At 54.2% G+C, this 25,925-nt stretch carries 17 protein-coding genes and 1 tRNA gene; 13 read left to right on the forward strand and 5 right to left on the reverse strand.

Annotated features, from left to right (window positions below):
- The first annotated feature begins 37 nt into the window (after positions 1–37).
- Positions 38–1,363 carry an MFS transporter gene (locus tag ACUIAF_RS06865; RefSeq protein WP_045924972.1) on the forward strand — a complete coding sequence of 442 codons (1,326 nt, stop codon included), beginning with the start codon at positions 38–40 and terminating at the stop codon, positions 1,361–1,363.
- Between the two features lie 946 nt (positions 1,364–2,309).
- On the opposite strand, the gene ACUIAF_RS06870 is transcribed toward ACUIAF_RS06865, so the two are convergent.
- From ACUIAF_RS06870 to ACUIAF_RS06885, 4 genes are all read right to left on the reverse strand, one after another.
- Positions 2,310–2,600: an ATP-binding cassette domain-containing protein gene (locus tag ACUIAF_RS06870; protein ID WP_082067746.1), complete on the reverse strand. Its 291-nt coding sequence runs from the start codon at positions 2,598–2,600 to the stop codon at positions 2,310–2,312.
- Positions 2,601–3,003: 403 nt separating this feature from the next.
- Positions 3,004–3,255, reverse strand: coding sequence for an ABC transporter transmembrane domain-containing protein (locus ACUIAF_RS06875; protein WP_110413566.1), 252 nt, complete (start codon positions 3,253–3,255; stop codon positions 3,004–3,006).
- Positions 3,256–3,730: 475 nt separating this feature from the next.
- On the reverse strand, positions 3,731–5,161 hold the full coding sequence (locus ACUIAF_RS06880) for an ABC transporter permease (RefSeq protein ID WP_024627010.1): 1,431 nt from the start codon (positions 5,159–5,161) through the stop codon (positions 3,731–3,733).
- On the reverse strand, positions 5,158–5,823 hold the full coding sequence (locus ACUIAF_RS06885; protein ID WP_445338325.1) for an ABC transporter ATP-binding protein: 666 nt from the start codon (positions 5,821–5,823) through the stop codon (positions 5,158–5,160). Before ACUIAF_RS06885 ends, ACUIAF_RS06880 begins: the two co-directional genes overlap by 4 nt.
- 111 nt (positions 5,824–5,934) lie before the next feature.
- On the opposite strand from ACUIAF_RS06885, the gene ACUIAF_RS06890 reads away from it, so the two are divergent.
- The 5 genes from ACUIAF_RS06890 (at position 5,935) to ACUIAF_RS06910 (ending at position 16,474) form a co-directional block, all read left to right on the forward strand.
- Complete coding sequence (locus ACUIAF_RS06890) at positions 5,935–6,321, forward strand: hypothetical protein (RefSeq protein WP_146210942.1); 387 nt, start codon at positions 5,935–5,937, stop codon at positions 6,319–6,321.
- A gap of 454 nt (positions 6,322–6,775) precedes the next feature.
- Positions 6,776–9,814, forward strand: coding sequence for a cation-translocating P-type ATPase (locus ACUIAF_RS06895; RefSeq protein WP_445339181.1), 3,039 nt, complete (start codon positions 6,776–6,778; stop codon positions 9,812–9,814).
- 121 nt (positions 9,815–9,935) lie between these two features.
- The gene (locus tag ACUIAF_RS06900) at positions 9,936–11,858 is read left to right on the forward strand and encodes a hypothetical protein (protein ID WP_445338327.1); all 1,923 of its coding nucleotides are present in this window, start codon (positions 9,936–9,938) and stop codon (positions 11,856–11,858) included.
- Positions 11,859–11,885: 27 nt separating this feature from the next.
- Entirely contained in the window at positions 11,886–13,751 is a 1,866-nt protein-coding gene (locus ACUIAF_RS06905; RefSeq protein ID WP_445338329.1) for a DEAD/DEAH box helicase, read from the forward strand.
- Positions 13,752–14,149: 398 nt separating this feature from the next.
- Positions 14,150–16,474, forward strand: coding sequence for a KAP family P-loop NTPase fold protein (locus ACUIAF_RS06910; protein WP_445338330.1), 2,325 nt, complete (start codon positions 14,150–14,152; stop codon positions 16,472–16,474).
- 1,042 nt (positions 16,475–17,516) lie between these two features.
- Here ACUIAF_RS06910 and ACUIAF_RS06915 read toward each other — a convergent pair.
- A tRNA-Lys gene (locus ACUIAF_RS06915) sits at positions 17,517–17,589 on the reverse strand.
- 498 nt (positions 17,590–18,087) lie between these two features.
- Here ACUIAF_RS06915 and ACUIAF_RS06920 point away from each other — a divergent pair.
- From ACUIAF_RS06920 to ACUIAF_RS06950, 7 genes are all read left to right on the forward strand, one after another.
- Positions 18,088–18,825 (forward strand): ABC transporter ATP-binding protein, encoded by a 738-nt coding sequence (locus ACUIAF_RS06920; protein WP_445338332.1) that lies wholly within the window; start codon positions 18,088–18,090, stop codon positions 18,823–18,825.
- The gene (locus ACUIAF_RS06925) at positions 18,825–20,246 is read left to right on the forward strand and encodes an FtsX-like permease family protein (RefSeq protein WP_445338334.1); all 1,422 of its coding nucleotides are present in this window, start codon (positions 18,825–18,827) and stop codon (positions 20,244–20,246) included. The genes ACUIAF_RS06920 and ACUIAF_RS06925 overlap by 1 nt, the downstream gene beginning before the upstream one ends.
- A gap of 37 nt (positions 20,247–20,283) precedes the next feature.
- A complete protein-coding gene (locus ACUIAF_RS06930) occupies positions 20,284–21,549 on the forward strand; it encodes a sensor histidine kinase (protein WP_445338336.1) in 1,266 nt (421 codons plus the stop codon).
- Positions 21,542–22,216 carry a response regulator gene (locus ACUIAF_RS06935; RefSeq protein ID WP_445338337.1) on the forward strand — a complete coding sequence of 225 codons (675 nt, stop codon included), beginning with the start codon at positions 21,542–21,544 and terminating at the stop codon, positions 22,214–22,216. Before ACUIAF_RS06930 ends, ACUIAF_RS06935 begins: the two co-directional genes overlap by 8 nt.
- Before the next feature lie 299 nt (positions 22,217–22,515).
- Entirely contained in the window at positions 22,516–23,079 is a 564-nt protein-coding gene (locus ACUIAF_RS06940) for a GNAT family N-acetyltransferase (protein WP_445338339.1), read from the forward strand.
- Between the two features lie 1,199 nt (positions 23,080–24,278).
- Complete coding sequence (locus ACUIAF_RS06945) at positions 24,279–25,049, forward strand: ABC transporter ATP-binding protein (RefSeq protein ID WP_445338341.1); 771 nt, start codon at positions 24,279–24,281, stop codon at positions 25,047–25,049.
- A complete protein-coding gene (locus tag ACUIAF_RS06950) occupies positions 25,046–25,777 on the forward strand; it encodes an ABC transporter permease (protein WP_198177162.1) in 732 nt (243 codons plus the stop codon). The genes ACUIAF_RS06945 and ACUIAF_RS06950 overlap by 4 nt, the downstream gene beginning before the upstream one ends.
- Positions 25,778–25,925: the final 148 nt, after the last annotated feature.

The following is a 25,925-nucleotide window of genomic DNA, read 5'->3' on the forward strand; positions in this document are numbered from 1 at the left end:
GCATGGTGCTCCCCTGTAAAGGATTGGAGTATGTGAAATGGTTGATACGGTTGAGCAGGTTCAGAAGGCGACATCGTCGTCGGATGCATTGGCGCCGGATACGGGTCGTCCTCTGACACGAGCAGAGAAAATCCGCTTCGGCGTAGGCTTCTGCCTGTTTTCAGTACTGTGGATGACCGCCGGCACCTCCGGCTCCCAGGTCCTCCTGCCGCAGCGGTTCACGGATCTTGGCATCGGCGTTCCCGAGGCCATACTGGGCACGATGAATTCAGTCGGATGCGTATTCGCTTTGGTGTCCAATGTGATATTCGGCGCCCTGTCTGATATGTCGCACTCGCGGCTGGGCAAGCGCACACCCTGGGTTGTGGCCGGCGGAATTGTCACTGCGCTGGGCTATCTCTACACGGCACAGGCAGTGACTATTCCTACCATCGTGGCCGGCTGGTGCCTGGTGCAGGTGGGCGTCAACATGATGATTGCGCCGGCTGTTGCGGTGCTCTCGGACCGGATACCCGAGTCCACTCGCGGCACTTTCTCTGCCTTCTATGGAGGCGGTAGCATCGTAGGGCAGTCCCTAGGCACCCTGATAGGAGCCCGATTCATTGGTCACATGCAGGTGGGCTTCATCCTCGGTATCTGCCTGTTTGCGGTCACCGGCATTCTCACCGTCATCATTTGGCCGCGTGAGCATTCCGCTGTTGAAAGTGCCGCAGCAACGGCTGCGCGTAATGGAAAGGGTAACCAGAAGCAAGGGCTTTGGCACCGGCTGCGGGTCTCCTTCACTCCGCCGACCAAGGGGAGTCGTGACTTCTACCTGGCTCTCGGTGGCAGGCTCTTTATGATGATAGGTTCGTCGATGGTCGCTACTTATCAGCTTTACATTCTGCAAAAGTATTGCGGGCTTTCAGTGGCGGAGTCGGCCAGTACAATTTCTACGATGTCCGTCATTTCGATGGTGGTCACTTTCCTTGCTTCGATAATCTCTGGTCCCATATCGGACAAGCTTCGCCGTCGCAAGGCCATCGTGGCGGTCAGCTCCTGCATCCTGGCCCTGGGCATTGCACTTCCGTGGGTGTTCCCGACGGCAGTGGGCATGATGTGCTACGCGGGCATCGCTGGCTTGGGCAATGGCATCTATACCTCGGTGGACCAGGCCCTGAATGTTGATGTGCTGCCGAACAAGAACGAAGCTGGTAAGGATCTGGGCATCCTGAACCTGGCCAATACCCTAGGACAGGTCATCGCCCCAGTACTGGTCTCGGTCCTGGTGATCCGTGCCGGGTATGTGTTCATCTTCCCCGTGGCCATCGTCATGGTGCTGATCGGCGCGGCGGTCATCATGCTGATCCGCTCGGTCAAGTAGGGTCGTCTGTCTTCGGGCGTATCGGCATGGAAAGTCGGCTGATACGCCCTGAAGCAAAGAACTTGACGAGCATAGCCTGATTTATGTATATTCTTGGTTCAACTTGGTAAACATCCACGCAGCGTTTTGGTTTGGCCGCCTCTGATTTCTTTCAACAGGCCCTCGAAGCGTTGACTACTCCGTCTCGTTTAGGCTATTAACCAGCGGTCTGATGCCCGGTCCGGCTCCTTAAGCCCGTAGGCGATCAACATCGTCGTGATCATATAGTCATCAAAAAACAGATAGCTGATTGACTGTGCGGAACAGCGAGGGTCATGTCTTGACAATGAGCAATTCCAAGATTTATTCCTGCGTGCCCTGTGTAAGGTTCACGTGCTGTACTCCCAGCTAAACTTTACTGCTAGATATCCCGTGGTCAGTCTAGTAATGACTGCATATCATGCTGGAAACCAAGCAGCCAATAAATGTCATTAAAGATATCTTTAGAGGGCAAGACGATAGTTTGAATCGTCTGTTCCTTTGTTGAGGTGAGAACCTTGCTGCCGGTGGATCGTATTTTCCGCGCATATTTATATATAGCCAAATTATTCACATTGGTATCAAGTTTATTAACAGCAATACATATAGGAGAGTAGAATTGGCAGACAATATTTTCCAAAGGAAACCATTGATAGTTCTATTGGCCAAAACCATGATTCTATTTGACGAAGCGATTGATTGTATTCTCTGTGCCGCCATGACTATTGTCTGCTCCGGGGAATTGGCATGAATGACTTGTGCGACGAGCTCCTCGTTTTTAGCGTCTAAATGGTATGTTGTTTCGTCAAGCAGCATGATCGGCCGCCTTATGGACAACAGCCTTGCCAGGGCCAAGCGATAGCGTTCACCGCTACTCAGCAATACACCGCGTTGCCTGCTGGGGTATCCAATCCATCGAAGGTGTCTCTCACTTTGGCGTGAGGTTCACCTTATTTAAGGCATTCCAGCAGCCTTCATCGGATACGCCGTTCTTGTTCATCGCCAGATTCGTTCTGGAAGAACCGGAATATATGGGGGCATCGTGTTCTATATAGCCGATCAGAGAACGTACATAAGAGGAGCTGAGAGTTGAAAGATCAATACCATTAAAGAGAACATGGCCATGATTTGGCTTATAGAATACCCTTATAAGGGCCAGCATGGTTGATTTGCCCGCTTCGGATGGTCCGACTATCGCGTAGACGACACCGCCTTTCATATGCACGCCCGCTTCATTCAATTGGAGCCCGCCACGATTGTTCCGTGCGTCATCATACGGAATATCAGCATGGTCAAGATCGATGTCAATCTGATCGGAGTTGGTGACCTTCCTTTGGACCCTACTGGATACTGCTCATGCTGATGTCGCATCTTCGGTCGGCATTCTCATTATCGCTTGAATGCTGGAGTTCGCGCCCAACGCTCTGAACAGTCTGCTATATGTCGAAGAAAGTGTCGCCATAGGCGTGGGCATCATTTCTAGGTACATAGAGAAGTTACCAGTTGCTGAACAGTCATCACTCCTTTGGCCACTTGGAAAGCGCCGATTCCCGATACAACCATCAGGCACAACTGCATTAAGGCCATTCCTGATGGCCATATCAGTGACTGCTTCTTTGAAATTAGACGACCGGATGTGCACGCTTGCCTGGCTTCTCGCCGATTTTATTGGTCTCACGCTCCGTGGCGTTGAAGGCCCTGATCCTTTTCAAACTCATCAAAGCATCAGTGGCTGCAGACGTCATATCTCCTATGGCCGTTTGAGCCCCTCTGGAGCAGTCTCGTAATTTTCCGGATAAGACTACCAGTAAACCGACAGTAACAAGACAGGTCGAAAGAGAGATAACGAACATGACGGGACTGATTATGACCATTCCCACACACGCGCCTATGAACACCAGTAAAGTGCCAAACACTTCTGGCAATTATCGGTCAGCAATCGCTTCAGTTCATTTGTATCAGATGAAATAATAGAAATTACGTTGCCTGTATGCGACTGGTCCAGATCTTTGAACGGCAAATGCAGAATATGCATTACTAGAGACCGTCTCATATCGTTCAACAGCAGGTAAGCGTCAAAAGAAGTGATTGCTGCGCCGGACAGAAACACTCCTGCCAACGCTATTAGAGGGGCACTGCGGATCGCATGTTATGCTGCACGCGTCCAAGAATGACATTGACAAGCTGTGGCTGAGCCAGATTTAAGAGGGCGCTCGCTATACTTAGCAGACTAACCGTGAATAAAACACCCTTATGGATTTCAAAAGGCGGGGCACGTCTATCAAAGATGCGGTTTTCTCATTACTATTCCGCTTGTGTGGCGACATTTTCGTCCTTTGTTGGGGGTGGTTACTCACCGACTGCACGTGATATGACCCTCACAGAATCCTCGGAACGCGCGCACAGCGCCTGCACGCCTGTGACGAGGGCGCCTACGACAATAGCGAGGAGTGCGATGACCGCCCAATATCCCCATTGAACGCTTATCTTTGCGCTTCCCAGATATCGTTGCAGCATGAAGGCGGTGCCGCAGGTGCTGAGCAGTGTGATGACGAAGGCGAGCAGCACCGAGGTGACCATCGAAATGAGACCATCGAGGGCTCCCAAAATGCGCAACTGTCCGGTACTGGCACCGGATACGTATGTCAGCGCCAGATCCAGGCGTCGCCCTCGTGCGGTGATCATCAGTCCGGAGATTGCGCCCACCAAAGCGATGATGAGCGCAGGGCCGAGCATGGCCATCAGGTTCGTCAGCATGTGTGGGTTCACGTTCATGGAATGGCCGTTACTGGCGAAATTCTTGAGGCTGTCGGTCAGCGTATGCAACACACCAGAGAAAGTCATGAGCAACGACAAGCCGGCCGTCATGGGAATGATGGTCGCGTTCTGTCGTTGGATCCTCCCAACGGCCTGCTGCCTAGCGAGTTTCCAGGTGCTGAATGGCAGGGGGAGAAGATGCGTCCATCCTTTGGTGAACCAGTGCATGACATAGGGAGCCAGAACAGCCAATGCGAAGATCAGGAGGAACATGCCTCCCATGGAGAACCCAATGAATCCTGTCACTCTGGACTCTATGGGATTCCTGCCGGAAATGTGCGTGGCGAGCTCGCCAGAGTCTATCTTGCGTGTAGCTGTCCCCGGGATGATGAGCGCGCATATCGCTCCCACGAGCAACGATGCGCCTAGCAGAACACGGAATGCGTTCACTTGTCTCGGCGGGTTTTGTGACTGCCGAAGCGCCTCTATCGGCCTGATCTTGGATAGTGTGCGCACGGTCAGCACTGTGCCTGCAAGGACGGCGACTCCGGCAATGGCCAACCCAGTGCCGATGGATGCCAGCAGCTGGGTTGCTTGATACGTCAGTTTCAGCTCGAATGCTCTGGCCAGGAGGTCGAACAGATATGGTGCTGCCAGCGGCGTCAGGAGGGATGACGCTACTGCTGCCAAGATGAATAGGACGATGATGATAGCCAGATTCCCGAAGAGCAGCTGCCAGGGCGTGGCGCCTTGAAGGACCAGCAATGCTAGTTGGTGCCTGCGCTGGTTCAGAGCGGCGGTCACGACCCACAGCATCACGAACACGGCTATGACCACGCTGAACAGCATTGCTGGGCCGGAAAGGTTGGCGCCTAACCCGGCATCCGGTCCGTGGTAAGCGGCATCAATAGCCCTGCGCGCGGCGACGATAGTGCACACAGCGGTCTGGGAAACGATTAGTGACAGCCATACGCCGGCCCATACGGCCGGGGCTGCTTTCAGATCAGAGAGTGCGCCCCTCATATGCGGGCCCCGCTCTCCGTATCAGCGTTCAGCACGTGGCCATCACGGACCTCAACGATCTGGTCGCACTGTCCGGCTACCTCTCCACTGTGGGTCACTATTACTACGGTCCTGCCCGCATCCATAGCCAGGCTTTTGAACACCTGCATGACCTTGGCGCCAGATTCCTGATCCAAGGCTCCAGTCGGCTCGTCGGCGAAAATGATATCTGCATCGGAGAGCAGCACTCGTGCAAGCGCGACACGTTGCTGCTCTCCGCCTGAGAGCATCGTCACGCTCCTTTTTTTCTCGTTTGCCAATCCGAAGTACCGCAAGATCTCATCCGCTTTTTGCTTGGGGAGTCGACGGCCGCGCAGGGTGAATGGCAGCGCGAGGTTCTCCTCCACCGTCATGCTCGTGATCAGGTTGTAGGATTGAAACACGAATCCCAGATGTCGACGCCGAAACCGAGTGAGCGCGGACGCTCGCATATGTGTGATGTCATGCCCTAGAAGGGAGATGCTTCCGGATGTCGCACGTTCCAACCCCGAAAGGCAGTACAGCAAGGTGGACTTTCCGCTGCCTGAGGGGCCGACAATCCCCGTGATTCTTCCGGGCTCAGCATGGAAGTCGACATGGTCGAGGATGGTGATCGAATCATCCTTCCTCGGAGTCACCGTCATTGTCAATCCATTTGAACTCACTGAAGCACCACTCATCACCGTTCTCCCATCATCGCCGTTCTCGCGACTTATAAATCTTCATCAGAATATTGCTATGGATGCCATACAAGGATGGCGCCCATAGACTTACATGACTGTTGTCCCTGCCGTCATCAGGGCAAAAATGACAGCCCATGCCATTTTGATGAATGCGTCATCGCAGTGGCATATTTTTGTGGATTAGCTGCAGGTCCATCAACTCCAGATATTATCATGCCCACCGCCGTGGCATGCAAATATGCTGACGCCGCTATGATGAGCGGCTTCATCATTCATGGCGATATTACTATTCTGCAGATCGATAATGTTGTGCATTTTGTCCGTCTCTCTCCTCTCTTTCTCGTGTTTAGTGCTATTTCCAATGGTGTCTCCACTGAAAGGATCGTTAGGGCAGACGGCTGGCAAGAACTACCATGGTTGGCCTATAAGACTATTTACTGCTCAGATAACGCCAGCTGAGCCTGTCGAATAATCACAAGAGGGTCTTAAATAGGATTCTCAGGGCAGATAAGGGTTTTTATGCCAGATGAGCCCAAATTGATTAAAGCTTTTCTAATGAAGATCTAGTATTTTTTTTGGGGGGGGGGATTCGGCAACTAGGGCGCTGCCAAGTTAAGTGCAGCAAAGATACCGTCTCTGTCATGAGACAGGCCTGAGAATGCATACTGAAGCAAAGGCCTTGACGACTTCGGCCGTGTTTATGTATATTATTGGTTCAACTTGGCAAGCATCCACGCAGCGTTTTGGTCTGGCCGCCTCTGATTTCTTCCAACGGGCCTCTGAAGCGTTGACTACTCCGTGGCATAAGCAGGAGAGTGGCATGACTGGGTTGACCAGCGATCCCAAGCATGAGAAATCGACAGATACCGGCGTGATCCCGACTGCAGGGCAGGGCCATGAGCAGAGGCGCAGAGTGAATGGCCCCGTCCTCAAGGACCCTTCTATAGTAGGTGTCGATCAGGTTGCCCTTGCTCTGAATGTGGACCCCGACCGGGGCCTGGATGAGGCCGAGGCGGCGCGTCGGCTGGACAGGTTCGGTCCTAATGAGCTGGCTGGAGCGCCTCCCGTTCCTGCATGGAGGGAATTCCTTCAACAGTTCAAGGACCCCTTGGTCTATCTGCTTCTGGCAGCCACGGCCATTTCGTTGGTGCCCTGGGTGGTGGAACGCTCACATCCGGCATCAGGAGGCGGGGAGCCCCTGCCCTTTGATGCCATCGTCATCATGATCATCCTCATCCTTAATGCCGCCCTGGGGTACGCTCAGGAGGCTAAGGCCGAGCGGGCTGTGGATGCTCTGGCGAGCATGACGGCCCCGCACGCCTCGGTGCTGCGATGCGGCCGGGTGGTCAGCCTGGAGACCAGCAGGATCGTGCCTGGTGATGTAGTAGTCCTGGCTGAAGGCGATTCGGTCGGCGCCGACGGAAGACTGTTCCAGGCCGCGGGTCTGCGCGTGGCCGAGGCATCGCTGACCGGCGAGTCGCTGCCGGTGGGCAAGCGGCCCGGTCGGCTTGACCAGCCCAAGGCTCTGGGTGACAGAACCAACATGGTCTTCAACGGCACCGCAGTGACCCAGGGGAACGGGCGCATGATCGTCACCTCTACTGGTATGGACACCCAGGTCGGGAAGATCGCCGACATGCTGGCTGATACCCAGGAGGAACCCACGCCCCTACAGAAGGAGATGGCCCGCGTCTCCAAGCTCCTCGGACTGGCCGTCTGCTTGATTGCCGCCCTGGTTTTGGCTGCTTTGGCCCTGATGGAAGGCTTTCAGACAACCCAGGATCTGATTGATTCCCTGCTCATGGCCGTATCTCTGGCCGTAGCTGCTGTGCCGGAGGGGCTGACGGCCATCCTGACTGTGGTTCTCGCCCTGGGCGTGCAGCGCATGGCCAAGCATCATGCCATCGTCAAGAAGCTCAGCTCGGTGGAGACCCTGGGATCGGCATCAGTCATCTGCTCCGACAAGACAGGAACTCTTACACGCAATGAAATGACCGTTGAACGGGTGGTCGTCCCCTCGGGGCAGGTCAGGCTCACTGGCACCGGGTACGCTCCGGAGGGAACCATGCAGCCGTTCGAGGCCAGTGGGTCAGATGATCAACAACTGACAGATACCATTGGTTCATCTCTGGCTGAGGCAGTGGAAGAGACCCTGATGGTCGGGGCCATCGCCAACGACGGAGACCTGCATTGGCAGCCGGTCGAGGCCGAACCTGATTCCCAGGCCCAGTCTGGATCCGGGCAGGGTCACTGGCAGAGCGTCGGCGATCCCACGGAGGTTTCGCTGATTGTTGCCGCCCGTAAAGTCGGCGCTGATGCCAAGGCTGATAGCTACCGTCGTCTGGCCGAGATTCCTTTCACGTCCGAGCGCAAGCTCATGTCGGTTCTGGCTGCCCCGAATGATGACAACGAAAGGGAATCACGTCTCTTCTGCAAGGGCGCTCCCGACGTGCTGCTTGGCCGATGCGACCGGATTCTCGATGGCGGCCAGGTCAGACCTATGACCAGTGCCGATCGGGAAAGGATACTTGCTCAGGTCAGCAGTCTCTCGGCGGATGCCTACAGGACCTTGGGACAGGCTTTCCGGCCTGTATCCGACCAGGAGCTGTCGGCGCTGGCCGAAGCTGACGCGGGGGAGTGGCCGTCAAGCACGGTCGGGACGGATCAGACGGACCGGTTGCCTGAAAAGTCTCAGCATGCTCCTGCAATTCGCTTGTCTGCCGACAAGGTGATCCAGGAAAGCACCCGACTGGAGAGCAATCTGATCTGGACGGGCATGGTCGGCATCATTGACCCGCCCCGCACTGAGGTCCGCCATGCGGTGGATCAGGCTCACAAGGCCGGCATCAGAACGATCATGATCACCGGCGACCATCCGCTTACTGCAGCCAGAATCGCAGGGGACCTGGGCATCATCAAGCCCGGACAGCCGGCCTGCACTGGCGAGCAGCTGGATGCCATGGACTCGGACCAGCTTCGGGAGACCACCTCCAAGGTCTCCGTCTACGCCCGCGTGGCCCCCGAGCACAAGCTGAAGATCGTCGAATCGCTCCAGGACCAGGGCAAGGTCGTGGCCATGACCGGCGACGGCGTCAATGATGCCCCTGCTGTCAAGACCGCAGACATCGGCGTGGCCATGGGCATCACCGGGACCGAGGTCACCAAGGAATCGGCCAAGATGATCCTGGCGGACGACAATTTCGCCACCATCGTCCAGGCCGTGCGAGAGGGCCGGGGCATCTTCGACAACATTCGCAAGTTCCTGCGCTACCTGCTCAGCTCCAACATGGGCGAGGTCTTCACGGTCTTCGGCGGCGTGGTCTTCGCTGGTCTTCTGGGCATATCGCAGCCCGGCATGGCGGGCGTGACCGTGCCGCTGCTGGCCACCCAGCTGCTCTGGATCAACCTCCTGACCGACGCGGCGCCCGCGCTGGCCATGGGCGTGGATCCGCAGACCGACGATCTGATGGACCGCCCGCCCCGATCCATTAACGACCGGGTCATCGACCGGGACATGTGGGTTGACATCATCTACATAGGCCTGGTCATGGCTGTGGTCACCCTGATCGGCATGGACATGCACCTGAGCGGCGGCCTCTTCACCGACAGGTCCGTCCAGGCAATCGGTCACGAGGCGCAGATCAGGGAGGCGCGGACCATGGGCTTCACCATCCTGGTCTTCGCCCAGCTCTTCAACGCCCTGGCCTCCCGCTCCTCCCGCAAGTCGGCCTTCCAGGGGCTCTTCAGCAACCCATGGCTCTGGGGCGCCATAGGTGTCTCCATCCTGCTCCAGCTCCTGGTGATCTACGCGCCCTTCCTGGGCGAGGCTTTCGGCACCGTCCCCCTCCAACCCCAAGCATGGCTGGAGTGCATCGCGCTGGCTTCCCTGGTCCTGATCGCTTCGGAGCTGCGAAAACTACTCAACTGGGCGGTCAGACGGATACGGGCATGAATGCTTATTCCGATGCGGTGATTGGACTGGACAATGCCGCATCGGGATTGTCTCCTATGGCCTCATCCGTGGCTCGAACCTGTTCCTGCACCTGTCCCCGCTTATCCGCATACTGGCAAATATGGGGAACGATGAGCAACAGCATGCAATGGATGTTTTGTCATATTGGTGCGCAGTTGAACTGTTCTCGCCACAAAATTGGAGGGATAACCAGCTCATTGCTTTATCCTCCTCCCGCAACGACGACCAAAGGGTAAGCGTTTCTGAGCAGGAGCGACTTCCATGGAATGACATTCATGCTGATCTTCTCATCGGGCCGGTTGACAATGAGCATCGTTCCTATACAAACCTCTATAACGACCTGCAGAGCAGGAAAATATACCGGTTGCAGACAGACATGAACGCCCGGCTGACCAAACCTTTCTCGTTTGCAGAAGATACTGAGAACTGGCTGCGCGTGCAGGCGGTCAGATCAGGACTTGACGAACAGACTATAACCGGTCTGCTTGGGGAGACGAACCAGCTATGGCTAGAGGTGGCTAAGCAGCCCGGCTCTTTGCCGGCAGGTACTGAACTGACGGATTCCATGGTTTCGCGCCTGCTGCAGGTGGCGGGAAAGCTGTCAGCAACGGCCAATCGGCCTGGCTCAGCCTGTGCCGTTTATTGCAAGGACTATGACCGCCGATTTGCGCGTCGCCCCGTCCATCAGGCAGTGAAACCTGGCGAGGATTCGGAGCAGCAAGAAGCGGTGGGACGACAAAATCGGTGGCTTAAGCATGAACGTTTTCGAATAGCAGTCGGGCTCTCCCAGCGTGTAGTCACGAATGCGCTGTTGAAGGCCGCCAAGCTTGTTCGAGAGCTCTCGCCAGCCGAGGAGACTGCTCAGGACGAGGTGTTGCAGGAGTTAGCGCATCGGCAGAACAGGCGCGCCGGCGGTCCTTCTACCGTGGCTTCCCTTATGGAGTTCTGCGTAGGGGATGATGGTTGTCTGGCCCCAAGATCGTTGACGCTCTCTCAATATGCCAAGGCGGTTTCCTGCCTGTTCAATCATGAAGGCTGGCCTGATTGCCTGGCTGGGTGGCCGCATATCGAAGTATTTGACGAGACGGAAAGGAAACTCAAATCCGAATTCAATCGTCTGGCTGGGGAAGACTCTGAAGACGGAGCAGATCCGGTCGGCAGATATGAGATCGAAAGCCTTATTGAGCACGTAGTGGACCGGATGGGGCTGGATGACCGCGCGGTAAGTGGCTCTCCTCTTTTTGCTCGTGCTGACGGCTCGCCTCTGATCAGGAATTATGTCAATTGCCATCTGGAAGCCGGTTCGGGATTGTTGAATGGCGAAATGATGGATTCGTTCTTCCTTGAAGATCTTGAGGGCCTTTATCAAAATGGACCTGACATATTTTCTGAGCCGGTCAGGCAATATCTATCGATTGGTCATCCTCGACGGTTTAATCTGCAGAAGGACCCTGAGGGGCATCTGGTGGGCGACTTTACGGAACCTGCCGACATGCCATTCGGGCGATGGCCGAGTGCTTCCAATCAATTTCAGTCAACTGGTCAGCAACTGGCGATCAACCAAATACGGGCGGCCTTGGAAGGATATGGCAGCTCATCGCTGCTAGGTGTCAATGGCCCTCCTGGAACCGGCAAGACCACCCTGCTCAAGGATGTGGCGGCCGAGATTATTGTGGCCAGGGCTCGTCGGTTGGCAGGATTCTCCCGTCCTCAGGATATTTTCACATCTCGGAGGGTGGCCAGAGCAACCTCGGACGAGGACAAGGACTATATCTATTGGACGCTTGATCCGGCGGTGACCGGCTTTGAGATTGTCGTTGCTTCCAGTAACAACAAGGCTGTTGAAAACGTCAGCCAGGATTTGCCCAGTGCCGATGCTATAGACGCCGAGTGGGAGACCTATATTGACAGTGAATTCAAACAGGTTCCCTGTGGATTCGCTTTTCGAGACTTTGCCGGGCAAATTACCGATCGCAGAAGTCAGGATAATGAGAGCGGTTCTTCAAATGCCTCATCCGCTTGAGCTCTTATATCGGCGGTCTTGGGAAACATGAGCAATAAAAACCGATTCCTGTGGCCCTTCAAAAACGAGTTTATCTATAAATCATTGAGATATAGGCCAGATGAAAGGACCAGCAGAGACAGTTGGGCAAAGGCCAGGAACGACTTTAATACTGCGCTGAAGAAGGAAGAGAGCATCCGCGCCAGGAAAATTGCCCAGTATAAACTTTTACGTTCTTATTCAGACCTGTGCAATCAGCGATCCGATCTGTCAGCCGAGCTGAAAACCCTCAATGAACAACTTCGTGGCATGAAGGCAAGCCGCTCAAGGTATGTCGGACAGATTCAATCAATGGAACGGCAGATGTCGGATGCTGGCCAGGCTGCCAATAATGCGCAAGCTGCTTGGGAGCAGGCTGATAGCATTTGTCAGGTTCACTTGTCTTACTGGAAGGCGCATCCTCTAAGGTCGTTTTTCCACAGCCGCGAAAGGCAGCAGGACGAGCTTAAGGTACGTACTGATCTGGAGCAGGCACGTCGTGCAAAGCAGCATTTCGATGAGCAGGCCAGCACGGTCCATCAGCGGTTGCAGTCCTTCTATGGAGGGTTGGAAGTCGGTGATCAGAAGTTAGGGGAATGCCAAACACAGATTGCGACTTTGACCAGGCAGCTTGCCACCGTTGAACAGCAAATTGCTAAGGCCGAGCAGATTCAGTGGCCCAGGCCTGACATTGGCGATGACCATGTTGCGTGGATGGACCAAGAATGGAGCAAGGCGCGGACGGAGGTCTACATCAAGGCGTTGGCTCTTCATCAGCAGGCCGTCATGGGTGCTGCCCACCAGTTCATGCGCAATCTTTCCCTGGCTTGCGCTGTTATGCAGTCGAATGGTTTTACGGATGACGAGAGGCTGGTGGCTTGGCAGACTTTCTTCCTGGTGATCCCAGTTGTCTCCTCGTCCTTTGCATCAATATCCAGAATGTTTTCGGGGATAGGCAAGGAGGCGCTCGGCTGGGCGATTGTGGATGAGGCCGGACAGGCCCTGCCCCAGGCCGCTGCTGGTCTGTTGCAGCGCGTGAAACATGCGGTTGCGGTTGGAGACCCTATGCAGCTCCAGCCCGTGGATACCATGCCCAAGCCGATGCGTGAACTCCTGGCGAGCACCCATCACCTCCAGCGCCTGGGACTGGAATCCGAAAACATGCAGGCCTTGGTGGATTATCAGACCCCTTGCGGCCTTTTGGACGAGACGGATGACCACTGGCTGGGGATGCCTCTGGTGGTCCATCGGCGCTGTGATGAACCCATGTTTTTCATATGCAACGATATGGCCTACTCCGGCAGGATGGTTCGTGTAGGGCCGGAGCATCAGCCCTGTGCCTATCTGTCCGGTCCTCATGCGGGAGATGAGCTGCCGGCTTCCTGTTGGTACGATGTGCCGCCTAATTCCTGCGAAACGGGGAGAACGCAATGGAGGCCGCAGGAGGGCTACGAACTACACAAGCGTCTGTGCGGGCTCTTCAAGGGTGGGATTGACCCCACCAATATTCTGGTCATCGCTCCGTTCAGAGCTGTGGCCAACCAGGTGCGTGACACCTTCGCGGACGCCTTGCGGCAATGCACTGGTTGCAATGGCAGCGAAGCGAGCCGGCTGGCATCAAGCCAGGCCGGAACTGTCCACACCTCTCAGGGGCGCGAAGCCGACGTGGTCTTCATCGTTCTTGGCAGCAGAGCGGGCAAGCGTGGAGAAGGCTCTCGTTCATGGGTTAATGGTTCGCCCAACCTGCTCAACGTCGCTGTGTCCCGAGCTAAGCGCCGTGTCTATGTGGTCGGCAACCTTGCTGATTGGAAGAATGGAACCTATACGTCCAGGATCGCAAAGGACCTACCGGTGGAGGCGAGCGCGCAAGTTTGAGTGAGTTGGAATGCAAATAAGTTAAGTCTCGAAGCATCCGCATTTGATTGCAGAGCGATATATGTGTGTCATTCTTGCGGAGAAAAATAGAATCGGTTTGAGAATGGGGAGGTTACCTTGTGATGGGATACAGGTTTCCAATTGTCAAGGGCCTCTATCTATATCTCATAACTTAATCAATGGATGTCTGATCTAGCAAAGGGTTGCTCGGTGTAAATACAGGGATGGGACTCAGGTGGTGATCTATCCCCGTGGTGACTTTAGTGTCGGGAAAGCACAACGCGAGCATTAATCGCGTGATCCTGTTCTCTCAAGGGAAGTCCAAGAATTGTCCATCAGGGCAACTGATAGCCGAGATTGTATGACAGCAGGGCTCCTCGTTTATGTACTCTGGGTGTATGAGTGAGTGTTCAAAGTTGTATCCTCCATTGCTTCAGGATGAACCCATCAGGTTCGTTGCTGACGATCGATATGGCCGGGGCGAGTACGTGCGGAACCTCGCATTAGGTTTGAGGCGGTCCACGGGGCCATGCCCTCTTGTTGTCGGTATTCAGGGTCCGTGGGGGTCGGGCAAGACTTCATTGAAGAACATGCTTGTCGAACAGCTTGTTGCGGCTCCTTCTGATAAGGTGAAAGGACAAAAGCAAGAACAAGAAAAAGTTATAGTTGTAGAGTTCGAGCCTTGGATGTACTCAGGTAGTGGTCGGCTTGTGTCACTGCTATTCAGACAGATCTCCTATACAATATCGGGTTGGCAGGGCATCGTGAAACGCCATATTGCAAAGGTGAGCAAGACCGCCTCAGACATTGCCGATTTCATGTCTGATATGGATGTCGCTAGTTTGCAGGCAGCGAATAAGACAATTGCGAAAGGGTTCAAAGAAGTTGCGGAAGTTTTGGACCCTAGCAGCAAGGGTGTTGAAAGTCTCTCAAAACAACGTCGGAAGCTGCAGAAGAAACTGAATAAGTCGGCGACCAGGATCATCGTGTTCATTGATGATTTGGATCGCCTGATGGATGACGAGGTCACAGATGTGATGCGCGCTGTCAAGGCTGTGGGCGATCTGCCATATATGACGTATGTGCTGCTGTATGACAGGGATTCCGTCACTAGGTCGCTGGATAAGAGCTGCCACGGTAAGGGCGATGAATACTTGGAAAAGATAGTCCAGGTTCCTATTGGACTTCCCGAGCCCGTAAAAGAAGTTGTGCTGGACCGTCTGAAAGATGAGCTACACAATATCGTTGGTGAGCAGGATACCCCTCGCTCCTACGGCGGGTCCAGCGATAGTTCGTCCCGAATGCGAACTATCTATGAATCCTGCGTAATTCCATTTGTCAACAACATGAGGGATGTCAGCCGTTTGATAAATGAGTTCAGTCTGCGTTATCAGGTGCTGAAAGATGATGTGGAGACGGAAGATCTGCTTGGCATCACCAGTCTGGAGGTGTTCAATCCCGACCTGCACGAGTGGATCATGGCGAGTAAGAACCAACTGTGCAATCCTGGATACCTCGAGCAGTTTGGCCACGATTTATATAATTCCATGGAAAGCAATAATGAGCTCGAAGAGTACATGGGAAGTATGCCATCGAGCAATACGCGCGCCGGGGAAAGAAACTTGCAGGCCGTCGAATCCCTGTTCCCCAGAGTCGGATATGCAGTCGAAAAGGTCCGTGTTGCGGAAGATCGGCTTTTTTCACGGCTTTGGGGATATCGGAGCATATTCAAGGCTGAGCATTTCGACGCTTATTTCCGGCTTTCCATAGGCAACGGCCTCCTTCATGAGGATATCTATAAGAAGCTGCTGATCGACGATCCGCTGGACGAAACAGCCTTTAACCACGAACATTGGTATATCGTCAGTGACGAATATTTTGCCGGTAAAGCAGGGAAATACGCCGAATTGTTAGGTGCTGAACGCTGTGCCAAGATTATGAAATATTGTCTCGATCTCGAAGCAAAGTTCTACGAAGGCCAAGTTGTCACAAAATGCATATCACTTGATGTCGCGCTTAGTTTAATGCGTGTCGAGTCTACCGATGACTATATTGAAGCTATATTGAATACAATTGCAAATTCAAATTCTCCAGTGTCGATGTGGGTAGCGGCAGTATTGGTTATGGAGATGCAGGACAAACCTTTCCCCAAGCATTATCTAACAGGAAATGATACGGCTGGGAACAAAAATAATATCGATTGGCTGGCTCAATCTGTTAGTCGAAAATTTACATTTGAGGCAGGCGCCAAAGCACAGATATGGAAGAATAGTTTTAAAGCATTAAGCAATAAGCTCAAGCATCAAGAATTCAAATTGCCGAGTAAGCCGCTGTCTGGCCCCTTTATGCTAGCCTACGCGGAAATAATTCCAATTATATTTGATGATGACGATGACAAATATATAGCTTTTAAAGTATTCCATCAATTGGTGACAAATAACATATTTGTTGAATATGTGCTCGAAGCATTGACTCAAGAGTCTGAATCTGGATATGTCTGGGTTAGCCCGCTATTGAAATACCTACTTACTCCTGAATTGTGCCGGTCTTTTATAGATTCTTGGAAGGAGAATCCTGACTCCTGCAACGCGAGGGATATCGCAGCTTATGAACTGGCTTCTGGTAGTGGTGGTCTGGATGGTTCTGGATCCGAGTCTGTGCTTGTGCCTGCGGATAAGGTGAATGGGCTCATTCATCAGTGGATGGGTAGTAAGGCCGAGTAACGATTCCTGCCAAACTCGTTATATGCGAGGTGTCAATAAGGAACCAGAGGGCGTGCAGATCATTGAGAGTATTGGCGTTGAGTCCGCAGGTGAGGCTGATGGTCTCCTGGTGCCAGCAAATAAGTTTGGTGTCAACCTCGGTTATGAACCATCTAGATGCCTGTTCCGGGGGTCGATGTGACGCATATCAGCTTGCGCGGAATCAAGTGACTCAGTGGGTTCGGCCAGCACGATCGGTTCATGTGGAAGTTCTATTCGTTAACATGCGAGCCAAAATCTAATTCCAGGTCTTTTCTGGCTCGCGTGGTGCTGTCTGTGCCATTTGTCATCTAATACGTAGGTTTTGTCACCTTGCAGTATTAGAAGACAGTTGAATTTTAATGAAGTAGAGAATTTGTCTGCGGCGTAATCGGCATTATAAATAGTATAAGTCACAAATAGTATAAGAGTGAATTTATTATTTAGTTCTCTGAGGAAAACTGGATCGTGTTTTGCGTTTTGCGGACATCGGTGGTGATGGTGCATGTGCGGCACAGGCTAGATGATCCAGTTTTCTCTCGGTCGCGGTGGATTGGAATATAAAATATAAGAATACGCCATCGCTATCTTGTGCGATTTGGTTATGGCCGAATCAGCAGGCTGTGAAACATCGCTTCGGGGTGCGTGTCAAGTCGAATATAAACTGCGATAAACAAATGTAGAAAGCCGGTTACGTCGTTAAACCAGGTAGAAGTGTATTAGTTGAAGTTGTGTGTTTCAGTTTCAGATTCAGGAGGAAGATATAGGGCAAGGCGCAGGTTAAAGCTCATATGGGAAACGGATAGTTTAGGTAAAAACCACCCAAGGCATATATAGGTGAGTTTTGCGATTGGCTACCTCTCTTTCTATTTAAGCGTTCCCGCATACTCTGTATGCAGTAGGTAAGCTGTGCAGAAAGCTCATGTTAAGGCTTGTGAAACAGAATTAGTTATTCGTTATAAGAATGGGGGGCAAGCTGATGGACCAAACTCAATTCATCACAAGTTGAGTAAAGAATCTAAAGTGCCCCCCGTGGGACTCGAACCCACAACCCACGACTTAAAAGGACGCTGCTCTAACCATTGAGCCAGAGGGGCAACAGCTCAACACTACATGTTTGTTCTCGATTTTTCCAGTTCGCGGCAAGCCGGTTCTCGGGCGATGCAAGACCGAGAACCCGTACAGATCAACGAAGAATATCAACTTGAAACGCTACCTTTCCGCCCACTTAAGAAGGCTGTTGGGATGCGTGGGGGAGGGGTGGGGCAAACTCTGAACCTGCCGATGGGAGCCGTGCCGGACAGTAAACCAGCCTGTCTGCCAAAAGCTTCTGCCAAGGCTGTTGAGAGGCATTCCTCCCCGTTAGGCGTTGGCTGGTCCTTGTTTTGCCATCTGCAGATGGCGAAGTGGCGGCCGACGTTGATTCCCCGTACTCGGACTGAAAGAATCATCTCTGCGAGGCGACCTCTTGTCCTCGCAAGTGCGCTGAGGGAGGGAGCTACGATGAAACATCCGGCTCAATACGCATTGCCGCACGTACAGAGCGTCACAGGCTCATACGGACATTCACCCGTTTGCAGGCGCGGGATACTGCTATGAAGCGTACCGTCGATCCTTCAGGCCAGAACGAGCCCTTCCCTATCCACGCATCCGGCCTGTGCAAGCAGGTTTCACCCAGGAAAGGGGAGGCCATAACTCTTTTGGAGAATGTGGAGTTCACTGCTTCCTTGACAGCCATGACCGGGATTGTAGGGCCATCGGGGAGCGGCAAATCAACCCTGCTCTACTGCCTGGCTGGTCTCGAACCCGTCAGCTCGGGCCAGGTGGAAGTCCTGGGTCGGCGCATCTCTGCCATGGGGCCTGCATCGTCAGCGCGATTCCGGCGTGCGCACCTGGGCTTCGTTTTCCAGTCCTATAATCTGGTGCCTTCGATGAGTGTGGAGGACAATCTCAAGCTGCCCTTCATTCTGCGCAAGACTCGCTGGCCGGAGGATCGGGCGTTCAAGCTGCTGGACAGACTGGGCATCAGGGGACTACTCAAGACCAATGTGACCCTCCTGTCAGGCGGCGAGCAGCAGCGGGTTGCCCTGGCCCGCGCGCTGATTTCGGAACCCGATATCATTTTTGCCGATGAGCCTACCGGCGCCCTTGACCAGGAGACTGGTGATGTGGTCGTCAATGAACTCGCTGCCTTCGCAGAGCGACCGGGCCACGCAGTGATTATGGTCACTCACAGTCCGGAAGTCGCCTCCCGTTGCAATACTCTGGTGCATCTGTGCGACGGTCGCATAGCCACAGCCGACAAGGTTCCCATGCCGAAAGCGGGCGTCTGATGCGTCTTCTTCTGCGAGATTTCAAGGATGCCCCCTTGGCTTGGTTTGGCATCGCGCTCGTGCTGATCGCCTCACAAACCATGGTCGGCCTGCTTGCCATGATGCTCTCTTCGGCCAAGGCCCTGGGCGATCTCCCCGGCATGGCCGAGCAAGGCCGCACTGCCTACCAAAATTTGATGATCCCCTTCGTGGCACTTCTCGTTGCCGCAGTGCTGATCGTTCTGCAAGTCGTTTCGTCGGTGGTCAACCAGCGGCGACGCAACCTCGCCCTCCTAGCCCTGCAAGGCGCCACGCCCTGGCAGCTGACCTCGCTGACCTGTCTGCGCGTGCTCATTTTGGCGCTCGCGGCCAGTGTGGTCTCGCTGGCGGGCTCTTTTTTGCTGGTCCGTCCCCTCTATACCTGGGAGACTTCACAGTTCTTGATCGGCAGGCAGCCTTTTATCGCCAACCACCAGCTGGCTTCCTGGGCAGCAGGAATCTTGTGCGGAGTACTGGTGGCCTTGATCGGCACGCTGCTGACCATCCGAACCATCAGCAGGATCAGTCCCGTGGAATCTCTGCGTGCTGCAATTATTCCTCCAAAAACAGCGGGTTCTACTCGTCGTATCGCCGCTGCCTTGTGTTTGCTGGCAGCATCGACAGTCATGCTGATGCCGATTATGCAAGCGCGGACCATCCCTGATGAGCAACTGGTCCGTTTGCACACCGCGGCTCCCATCTTGCCTATCGCCATGGGAAGCACTTTCGGCTTCATGCTCCTGCTGGCCGCAATCTGTTTGGCGGGTCCCTCCCTGCTGGGTGCGGTCACCAGCGGCTGGATCAGGCTCGTCGCTCTTCACAACCCCTCATGGCTGATCGCTTGCCGGCAAGCCAGCGCCCGCATGCGTAGTCTCAGCTCCACGGTCATACCGCTGGTCGTGGGGGTTTCATTGCTGATGATGACCGATTCCTTCTACCAGACCAGCGCCGATTCCAGTCATCTGCTGCCTCCCAACCTGGATGTCAGCAGCTCTGATTTCTCCATGCTCATTACCCTTCTGGGCCCCGCACTGGTCGTCACGCTGGCTGGAGTATGCGCAGGATACCTGATCTCAGCCCATGGTCGAAGCCTGGATCTGTCCCTTATCTCGATCGCTGGCGCGGATCCGAACCAACTTGAAATCATGGCCGCTCTTGAAGGGTTCATCATGGCGACTACTGCCGTACTCATATCCTTCACCTCCAGCATCCTGCCCGTCATGGCTTACGCTGCCGGATTCCGCAAGGTCTTCGGCGCTGCCAGCATTGGCATACCTTGGGCTCACTGGGTGCAGGTCTACCTGCTTCTGTCTTCGGCGGCATCGTTGGCTTCATGGGTCACAGTGCGCAAATCAGCAAGTCGTTCCCCTGCCGGTGTGATAGCACAGTACACTGGCGAATGAACCTGGGCATCCTCGGCATGCGGCGTGAGGGGGCGCGATGAAGGGCATGGCAACCTACCTATTCGAGCTGTTGAGCAATCAGCGCTTGACCAGATTTGTCATGCCTGTGCTGAGCCTGGCGTATACGCTTCTCTATGTCAGTGCCCCTACGTTTCCTCCAGTCTGGGCCGAGAACATTCCTTTGCCCGTTTGGAAGGGGGACATCGGCCTGATTGGGCTTCTGTCTTCCTGCCTGCTGTACTGGAGCAGACAGCTTCCCCTGCTCATCACGACCATGGAGACCCTGACATACATCGGTCTGTCATTTGCTACCTCGGACGATAGCTTCCTGATACCACTGGTAGGCGCCCTCTATTTCTGCGTCTGTTTATCATCAGCACTCAGGATTGCGGCAGGCGTGGGTGAGGCAGTTGCGGCCGTCAGCCTGGTGACCGTCAGCATGCATGCCGGGCACATGCTCTTTCTGGAATGGTCGGCCCGGATGGCTGTCATCATGGCTGTCGTAGCCGCTGCCGTAGCTGTCAGGTTCTACCGGATTCGACGCGAGACGCAGCAGCGTGAGGAGCAGGAGCGGATCCGCTCTGAGATGCTTGCCAGGCAAAGGGATCAGGCCATATCACGTGCCCAGGTAGCAGGGGAGTTGCACGACAGCGTGGGCCACGACCTCACCACGATCATTGCCCTGACCCAGGGATTCGCTGACTCGGTTGAGGTAGAGGAGCTGCAAGAGGTGCTTAAGGACATCAATCAGGTGGCCAGGGATGGGTTGGCCGACACCCGACAAGCCGTCCGTACCCTTGTCCAAGAGCATGAGGCACTACCTGAAGAGTCCGATGATGACGGGCGCAGCTATGGTTCCAGGCTGCACACGCTCGATGAACTCGACACCGTGATCGCCCATGCCCGCGCGGCTGGTCTGGCTGTCGTGTCTACCGAAACAGGGCATCGGCGGCAGGATCGCAGACAGGACAACCTCTGCTTCATCATCAGCAGGGAGGCCATCACCAACACGCTCCGGCACGCTTCAGACCCGAGCACCATCGTCATCTCCCGCGACTATGAGCAGGACGGCACCCTCCGCATCAGCATCCGCGACGATGGGCATGGGAATGCACATCGACAAGCCTCGGGCGATTGGAAACCGGCCATTCATGACCATCCAGGAGTGGGCCTAAAGCAGATTGGGGAGCAATGCCGACTGATGGGAGGGAGTCTGAGTTGCGGACCGGGCAAGAATGGAGGATGGACTGTAGAAGCCATCCTGCCTGGCGCCAGCGAGAAAGAGGGCAATGCCGATGATTGACCTGATGCTGGTCGACGACCTTGCGCTCCTCCGCAAGGGGTTGGTGCGCATGATCGAGGCCGACCACGATTTACAGGTCGTCAGACAAGCCTCCAACGGTCAGGAGGCAGTGACCATGCTTCGGGAGATGAAAGCAGCCGTCCAGCCACTTCCTCGGGTAATCCTGATGGACGTTCGCATGCCGGTGATGGACGGCATCAGTGCCACTGCGGTCATTGCCAAGGAGTTCCCCGACATTCGCACGCTGATCCTGACCACCTATGACGAAGACGATTATGCTTTCACTGGTCTGCACGCAGGCGCCTACGGCTTTCTGCTCAAGGACGTATCCACGAGAGATCTGCACCGAGCCATTCACGCAGTGGCCGATGGGGACGCAGTGCTCACCCCCCGCATTACAGCGGAGCTCATCAACCGCGACAGAGCCTATGCCCGGCATAAGGTCAGTGATCCGCAGGCCAGACAGCAGCTGGATAAGTTGACCCCCAGGGAGTACGAGATAGCCGGGCTCATCGCTCAAGGTCTCTCCAACCAGGAAATAGCCCAGCGCCTCACTCTTGAAACTACCTCCGTCCGGCGCTACGTAAGCCGCATACTCGACAAGACCGGCTTGCGAGACCGTACACAAATTGTCATCACATGGTTTCAGGCCGGAATGTCTGACTGACGATCCCTGATCAGTTGTTCAGGGCATCGCGAGGAGAAAAGCAGAAAGAACAATAGATTCCAGAGCTACGCTTTCGTTGACCTGATGAAGCTGAAGCTGGGAACTGAAGAACAGAACTTAAGTTTGGAAGAACCTTGTTGAACATTGTGATTCTTGCTGTATTGAGTTCCGACTATTCACCCATGTGCGCGATGTCCCTGTGGCGCTTGTCCTCTTTGAAAACCCCAGTTCCGTTGAATGCTGCTCAGGTAAGCTGAAACACAAAGTGGTGGTCAAGCACTCGACAGAGGAGGTGGACCATGAGAATCCATCTGGTGAGGTTGGACCGGCCGGGGGCGGTGGATGCCGAAATGATCTGGGAATATCTGCAGGCCTGCCGTTCTCAGCCTCAGGATGAAGCGGCTGGTCTCGGCCCCTTGGAGGGCTGCCACAGCCTGGATGAGGTTCGTCGGTTTAGTCTGCCGGAGGTGGCTCGTCAGGCGCGTGGTGATGATCTGCCGCCGGGGTTTGTGCCAGCTCTGCAGTTCGCCGCCATGGACCCCAGCGGCAAACTGGTGGGGATGATTCAGCTGAGGTTGCAGCTTACGCAGGCGCTTCTGCGAGTGGGCGGCAACATCGGCTATTCAGTTCGTCCGGATTGTCGCCGGCTGGGCTATGCCGGGCTGATGCTGGATGAATGTCTTCGACAAGCTGCCACTCTGGGCATGAGTAGGGTCCTGATTACTTGTTCCCCGTCGAATCTGGCCAGCCGCCGGACCATCCTTTCGCGTGGCGGGCAACTGGAGAATGTGCTCCCCAGCAGATCTGGTCAGCCAGTAGAACGGTATTGGATTGATTTGTCTACGAAACGAACAGATCGGTAAACGCAATCTTGGATGCAAAAGCAGCTTTCATGTAATTGCTTCCTGGCTAGGCTCTCTGCAATGATTTTCTCCGGCTATGACGTATATGCGCATCCAGAACGCGAACTTATTTTAAGCTTATTTTGAGCGAATGCCGGTTAGTGTATATTTTGTTTTTATGCACATTCCGTGCATTATGTACGACGGCAAAGGAACCGCCATGAGACAAACAGCTTCGACACAGAAACCATCCGATAAGCCGCAAGTCATTGCTGTCAGGTTTTTTGCCCTGGCATTAATTCTCGCCCATGTTATATCGTTTGCCACCGGTTCACAGTTCTGGGGTTCATGCACATACCCAGTAGTTTGGCTAATGATGATTGTCTTCATGATGGTAAGACACTGGCGGCGAAACGGTGAAGGCCAGCATCATTCGAGATAGCCAATACGCGAAAAGGGCGAAATAGTGGGTTCCGTCGATAACTTGCAGAGTTTCGCATCATCGCCGTCGCTGTTCGTTCGCGCGGTCTACTGTTGTCGGCGGTCAACCTCCCCACTGGTGAGCATGAGCCGGGGGAACAAGCATCGCACTTTTCTCAATATCCGCTTTTGCTGATACTGGTATGGCTTCTCTTACCAAAGTGCCGATTGGGAACAAAGTAGATGTACCCGTCCGCCCCTTGGCGGCCCGCTTGATAAATGGGAATATGCTGTTCCAGCTGCAGGTAAACCAGTAGTGGAATCAGTGTTTGCCAGTACGTGCTCTTGGATGCCATAATTTGTGGGACGGTGGCGGTTTTATGTCTGATCCAGCTTGTATTTTATTAGAAAATGCCTGAAATTCTGGGCTCATGGGTGAGGAAAGAATATGGATTAATAGGTTATCGTAATTGAAGCAGATGGTCTCATGGCAAAGACCATCGGATCCAAAAATCACCAGAATATGCTGGGCCGGAATTTGGACTCATTCTTTCCTCTGCCTGTGCAGACTCAGCAAATCGAAATAGTCATGAATAGACAAGCAACAATAGACGACATAACCCGCGTTTTACCCCATCAGTATTGACGCTGAAAGGCTCTGGAATGGGCAATATCGAAGTAAGCGTATCGAACCTTACTGTTCGAATAAAGAACAAAACGATTCTCTCTCATCTCTCATTGGAAGTTGAAGAAGGGCCTTTCATGGGGTCATCGGGCCAAATGGCGCTGGAAAGACAACCTTGTTCACCGTCTTGCAGGGACAGCAAAAACCGACTGAGGGAACGGTCTCTGTTCTGGGCAAGACGCCCTATCCACGCAACTTGGCCCTGCTCCGCCAAATAGGCATCCAGCCTCAAAAGTCGTCCTTCTTCCCTAAAACGACGCTCCTTGAGCACCTTACCGCAGTGGCGGATATCTACCAGGTTCCCCGGTCGCGTGTGGACGATCTTATTGATGCATTGAAACTGGATCATGTGGCATCCAACAAGGTTGAAACATTGTCCGGCGGCGAACAGCAGAGATTGGCTATCGCCACGGCTGTCGTCCATCATCCTCGCCTGCTCTTTCTGGATGAACCCACTGCTGCCCTCGACCCCGAGTCACGCCACGATCTTGTGAGCCTGCTCAAATCGAATCAGCAATTGGCTGCGACGGTTCTTTATACGACGCACCATCTGGATGAGGCGGAGCGGTTGTGCGGCATGGTCTCGATTTTGGCGGATAAGCATATTCTCGTGACAGCCAGTCCAAGCAAGCTTATTGCGCAAGCAGAGATGGAATCGACCATTCTTCTTCCGAATGCCTTGGACCAGGCCGATCACGTAGCCCGTCTAGTGGGGAACGACTATGTAAAGGTTACGCCCGACGGTCTGACAGTTCGCACCAGGGATACCGGAGTTACTTTCGCGAAATTGGTTGATTCCGGGATCAATACAAGCCAGGCGCAAGTCAAGGATGGGCGTCTGGAGGATGTCTACCTTCGCCTTCTCGAAAAGGAGAACGTCAAATGAACAGCTTCAAAACTCTATTCAAGTTGATGTTCCACTACGATATTCGTGATTGGTCTACTTTGGTATTCACCTTTCTCTTTCCTATAGCCTTGTTGCTGGTCCTGGTCCTGTCCTTTAAGAGTTACGTTCCTGGAGTTGATATTGCCAGTCAAATCAGCGCCAATGTCATTGCGTTTGGTGCGGCCTACGTGGGTATTTTTGCGGGTGCTTCGCACCTTGCCCTCTGGCGTGAGAATGGCATGCTGCAGACGGTTCGCAATTTTCCTCTATCCTGGAATGTGATTATCCTCTCCCAGGCTGTTGTGGGTATCGTCGTCCTTCTGGCGCAGGCTGTAGTGCTTGTCGTCTTGGGGATGGTCATGGGAATGAGGCTGAAACCGACGTTTTTGTCGGGATTGCTTCCCCTGGTCCTTGGCTATCTTTTGTTCTTTTTCCTGGGTGTCATCATCGCCATGATAATTTACTCCATCGCAGGGGTATCCATCCTCGCGAACATCATTATTCTGCCCCTGGGCTTCATTGGCGGAGCTATGATGCCTGTCAATATGCTGCCGTCCTGGGTGCAGACCATCGCCCCGTATACGCCCCTATATCACATGCGGGAGGCCTTATCGATGATGCTGATCGGATCGGGCACCTGGCCTCATGCCTGGCTCGGGATCCTCTACCTGGCCGTGGGCTGCATTGCCTCAGGGCTTGTTTCCATCTACGGATTTCGCTGGAAATGATACTTTTGATGGCTATGCATCTTTTGTCGCCATTGCAGGAGATTTCTCGAATGGTAGTTGCGGACCTTGCTGAGCGTAATTCCTGCGATAGTCTTCCTACTTGCCTGCGACTGCCTTGGGTGTAAGAGGGGTCCTGAGCATCTGCTGA

The sequence above is a fragment of the Bifidobacterium sp. ESL0822 genome (assembly GCF_052606675.1).

Coding starts and splice junctions, on each gene's coding strand:
- ACUIAF_RS06905 (WP_445338329.1), top strand. CDS start 11,886: ATGAGCAATAAAAACCGATTCCTGTGGCCCTTCAAAAACGAGTTTATC.
- ACUIAF_RS06885 (WP_445338325.1), bottom strand. CDS start 5,823: ATGACGGTGACTCCGAGGAAGGATGATTCGATCACCATCCTCGACCAT.
- ACUIAF_RS06875 (WP_110413566.1), bottom strand. CDS start 3,255: ATGGTCATAATCAGTCCCGTCATGTTCGTTATCTCTCTTTCGACCTGT.
- ACUIAF_RS06880 (WP_024627010.1), bottom strand. CDS start 5,161: ATGAGGGGCGCACTCTCTGATCTGAAAGCAGCCCCGGCCGTATGGGCC.
- ACUIAF_RS06920 (WP_445338332.1), top strand. CDS start 18,088: ATGAAGCGTACCGTCGATCCTTCAGGCCAGAACGAGCCCTTCCCTATC.
- ACUIAF_RS06900 (WP_445338327.1), top strand. CDS start 9,936: ATGGGGAACGATGAGCAACAGCATGCAATGGATGTTTTGTCATATTGG.
- ACUIAF_RS06865 (WP_045924972.1), top strand. CDS start 38: ATGGTTGATACGGTTGAGCAGGTTCAGAAGGCGACATCGTCGTCGGAT.
- ACUIAF_RS06910 (WP_445338330.1), top strand. CDS start 14,150: ATGAGTGAGTGTTCAAAGTTGTATCCTCCATTGCTTCAGGATGAACCC.
- ACUIAF_RS06925 (WP_445338334.1), top strand. CDS start 18,825: ATGCGTCTTCTTCTGCGAGATTTCAAGGATGCCCCCTTGGCTTGGTTT.
- ACUIAF_RS06940 (WP_445338339.1), top strand. CDS start 22,516: ATGAGAATCCATCTGGTGAGGTTGGACCGGCCGGGGGCGGTGGATGCC.
- ACUIAF_RS06935 (WP_445338337.1), top strand. CDS start 21,542: ATGATTGACCTGATGCTGGTCGACGACCTTGCGCTCCTCCGCAAGGGG.
- ACUIAF_RS06950 (WP_198177162.1), top strand. CDS start 25,046: ATGAACAGCTTCAAAACTCTATTCAAGTTGATGTTCCACTACGATATT.
- ACUIAF_RS06890 (WP_146210942.1), top strand. CDS start 5,935: ATGGCGCCCATAGACTTACATGACTGTTGTCCCTGCCGTCATCAGGGC.
- ACUIAF_RS06870 (WP_082067746.1), bottom strand. CDS start 2,600: ATGAAAGGCGGTGTCGTCTACGCGATAGTCGGACCATCCGAAGCGGGC.
- ACUIAF_RS06930 (WP_445338336.1), top strand. CDS start 20,284: ATGAAGGGCATGGCAACCTACCTATTCGAGCTGTTGAGCAATCAGCGC.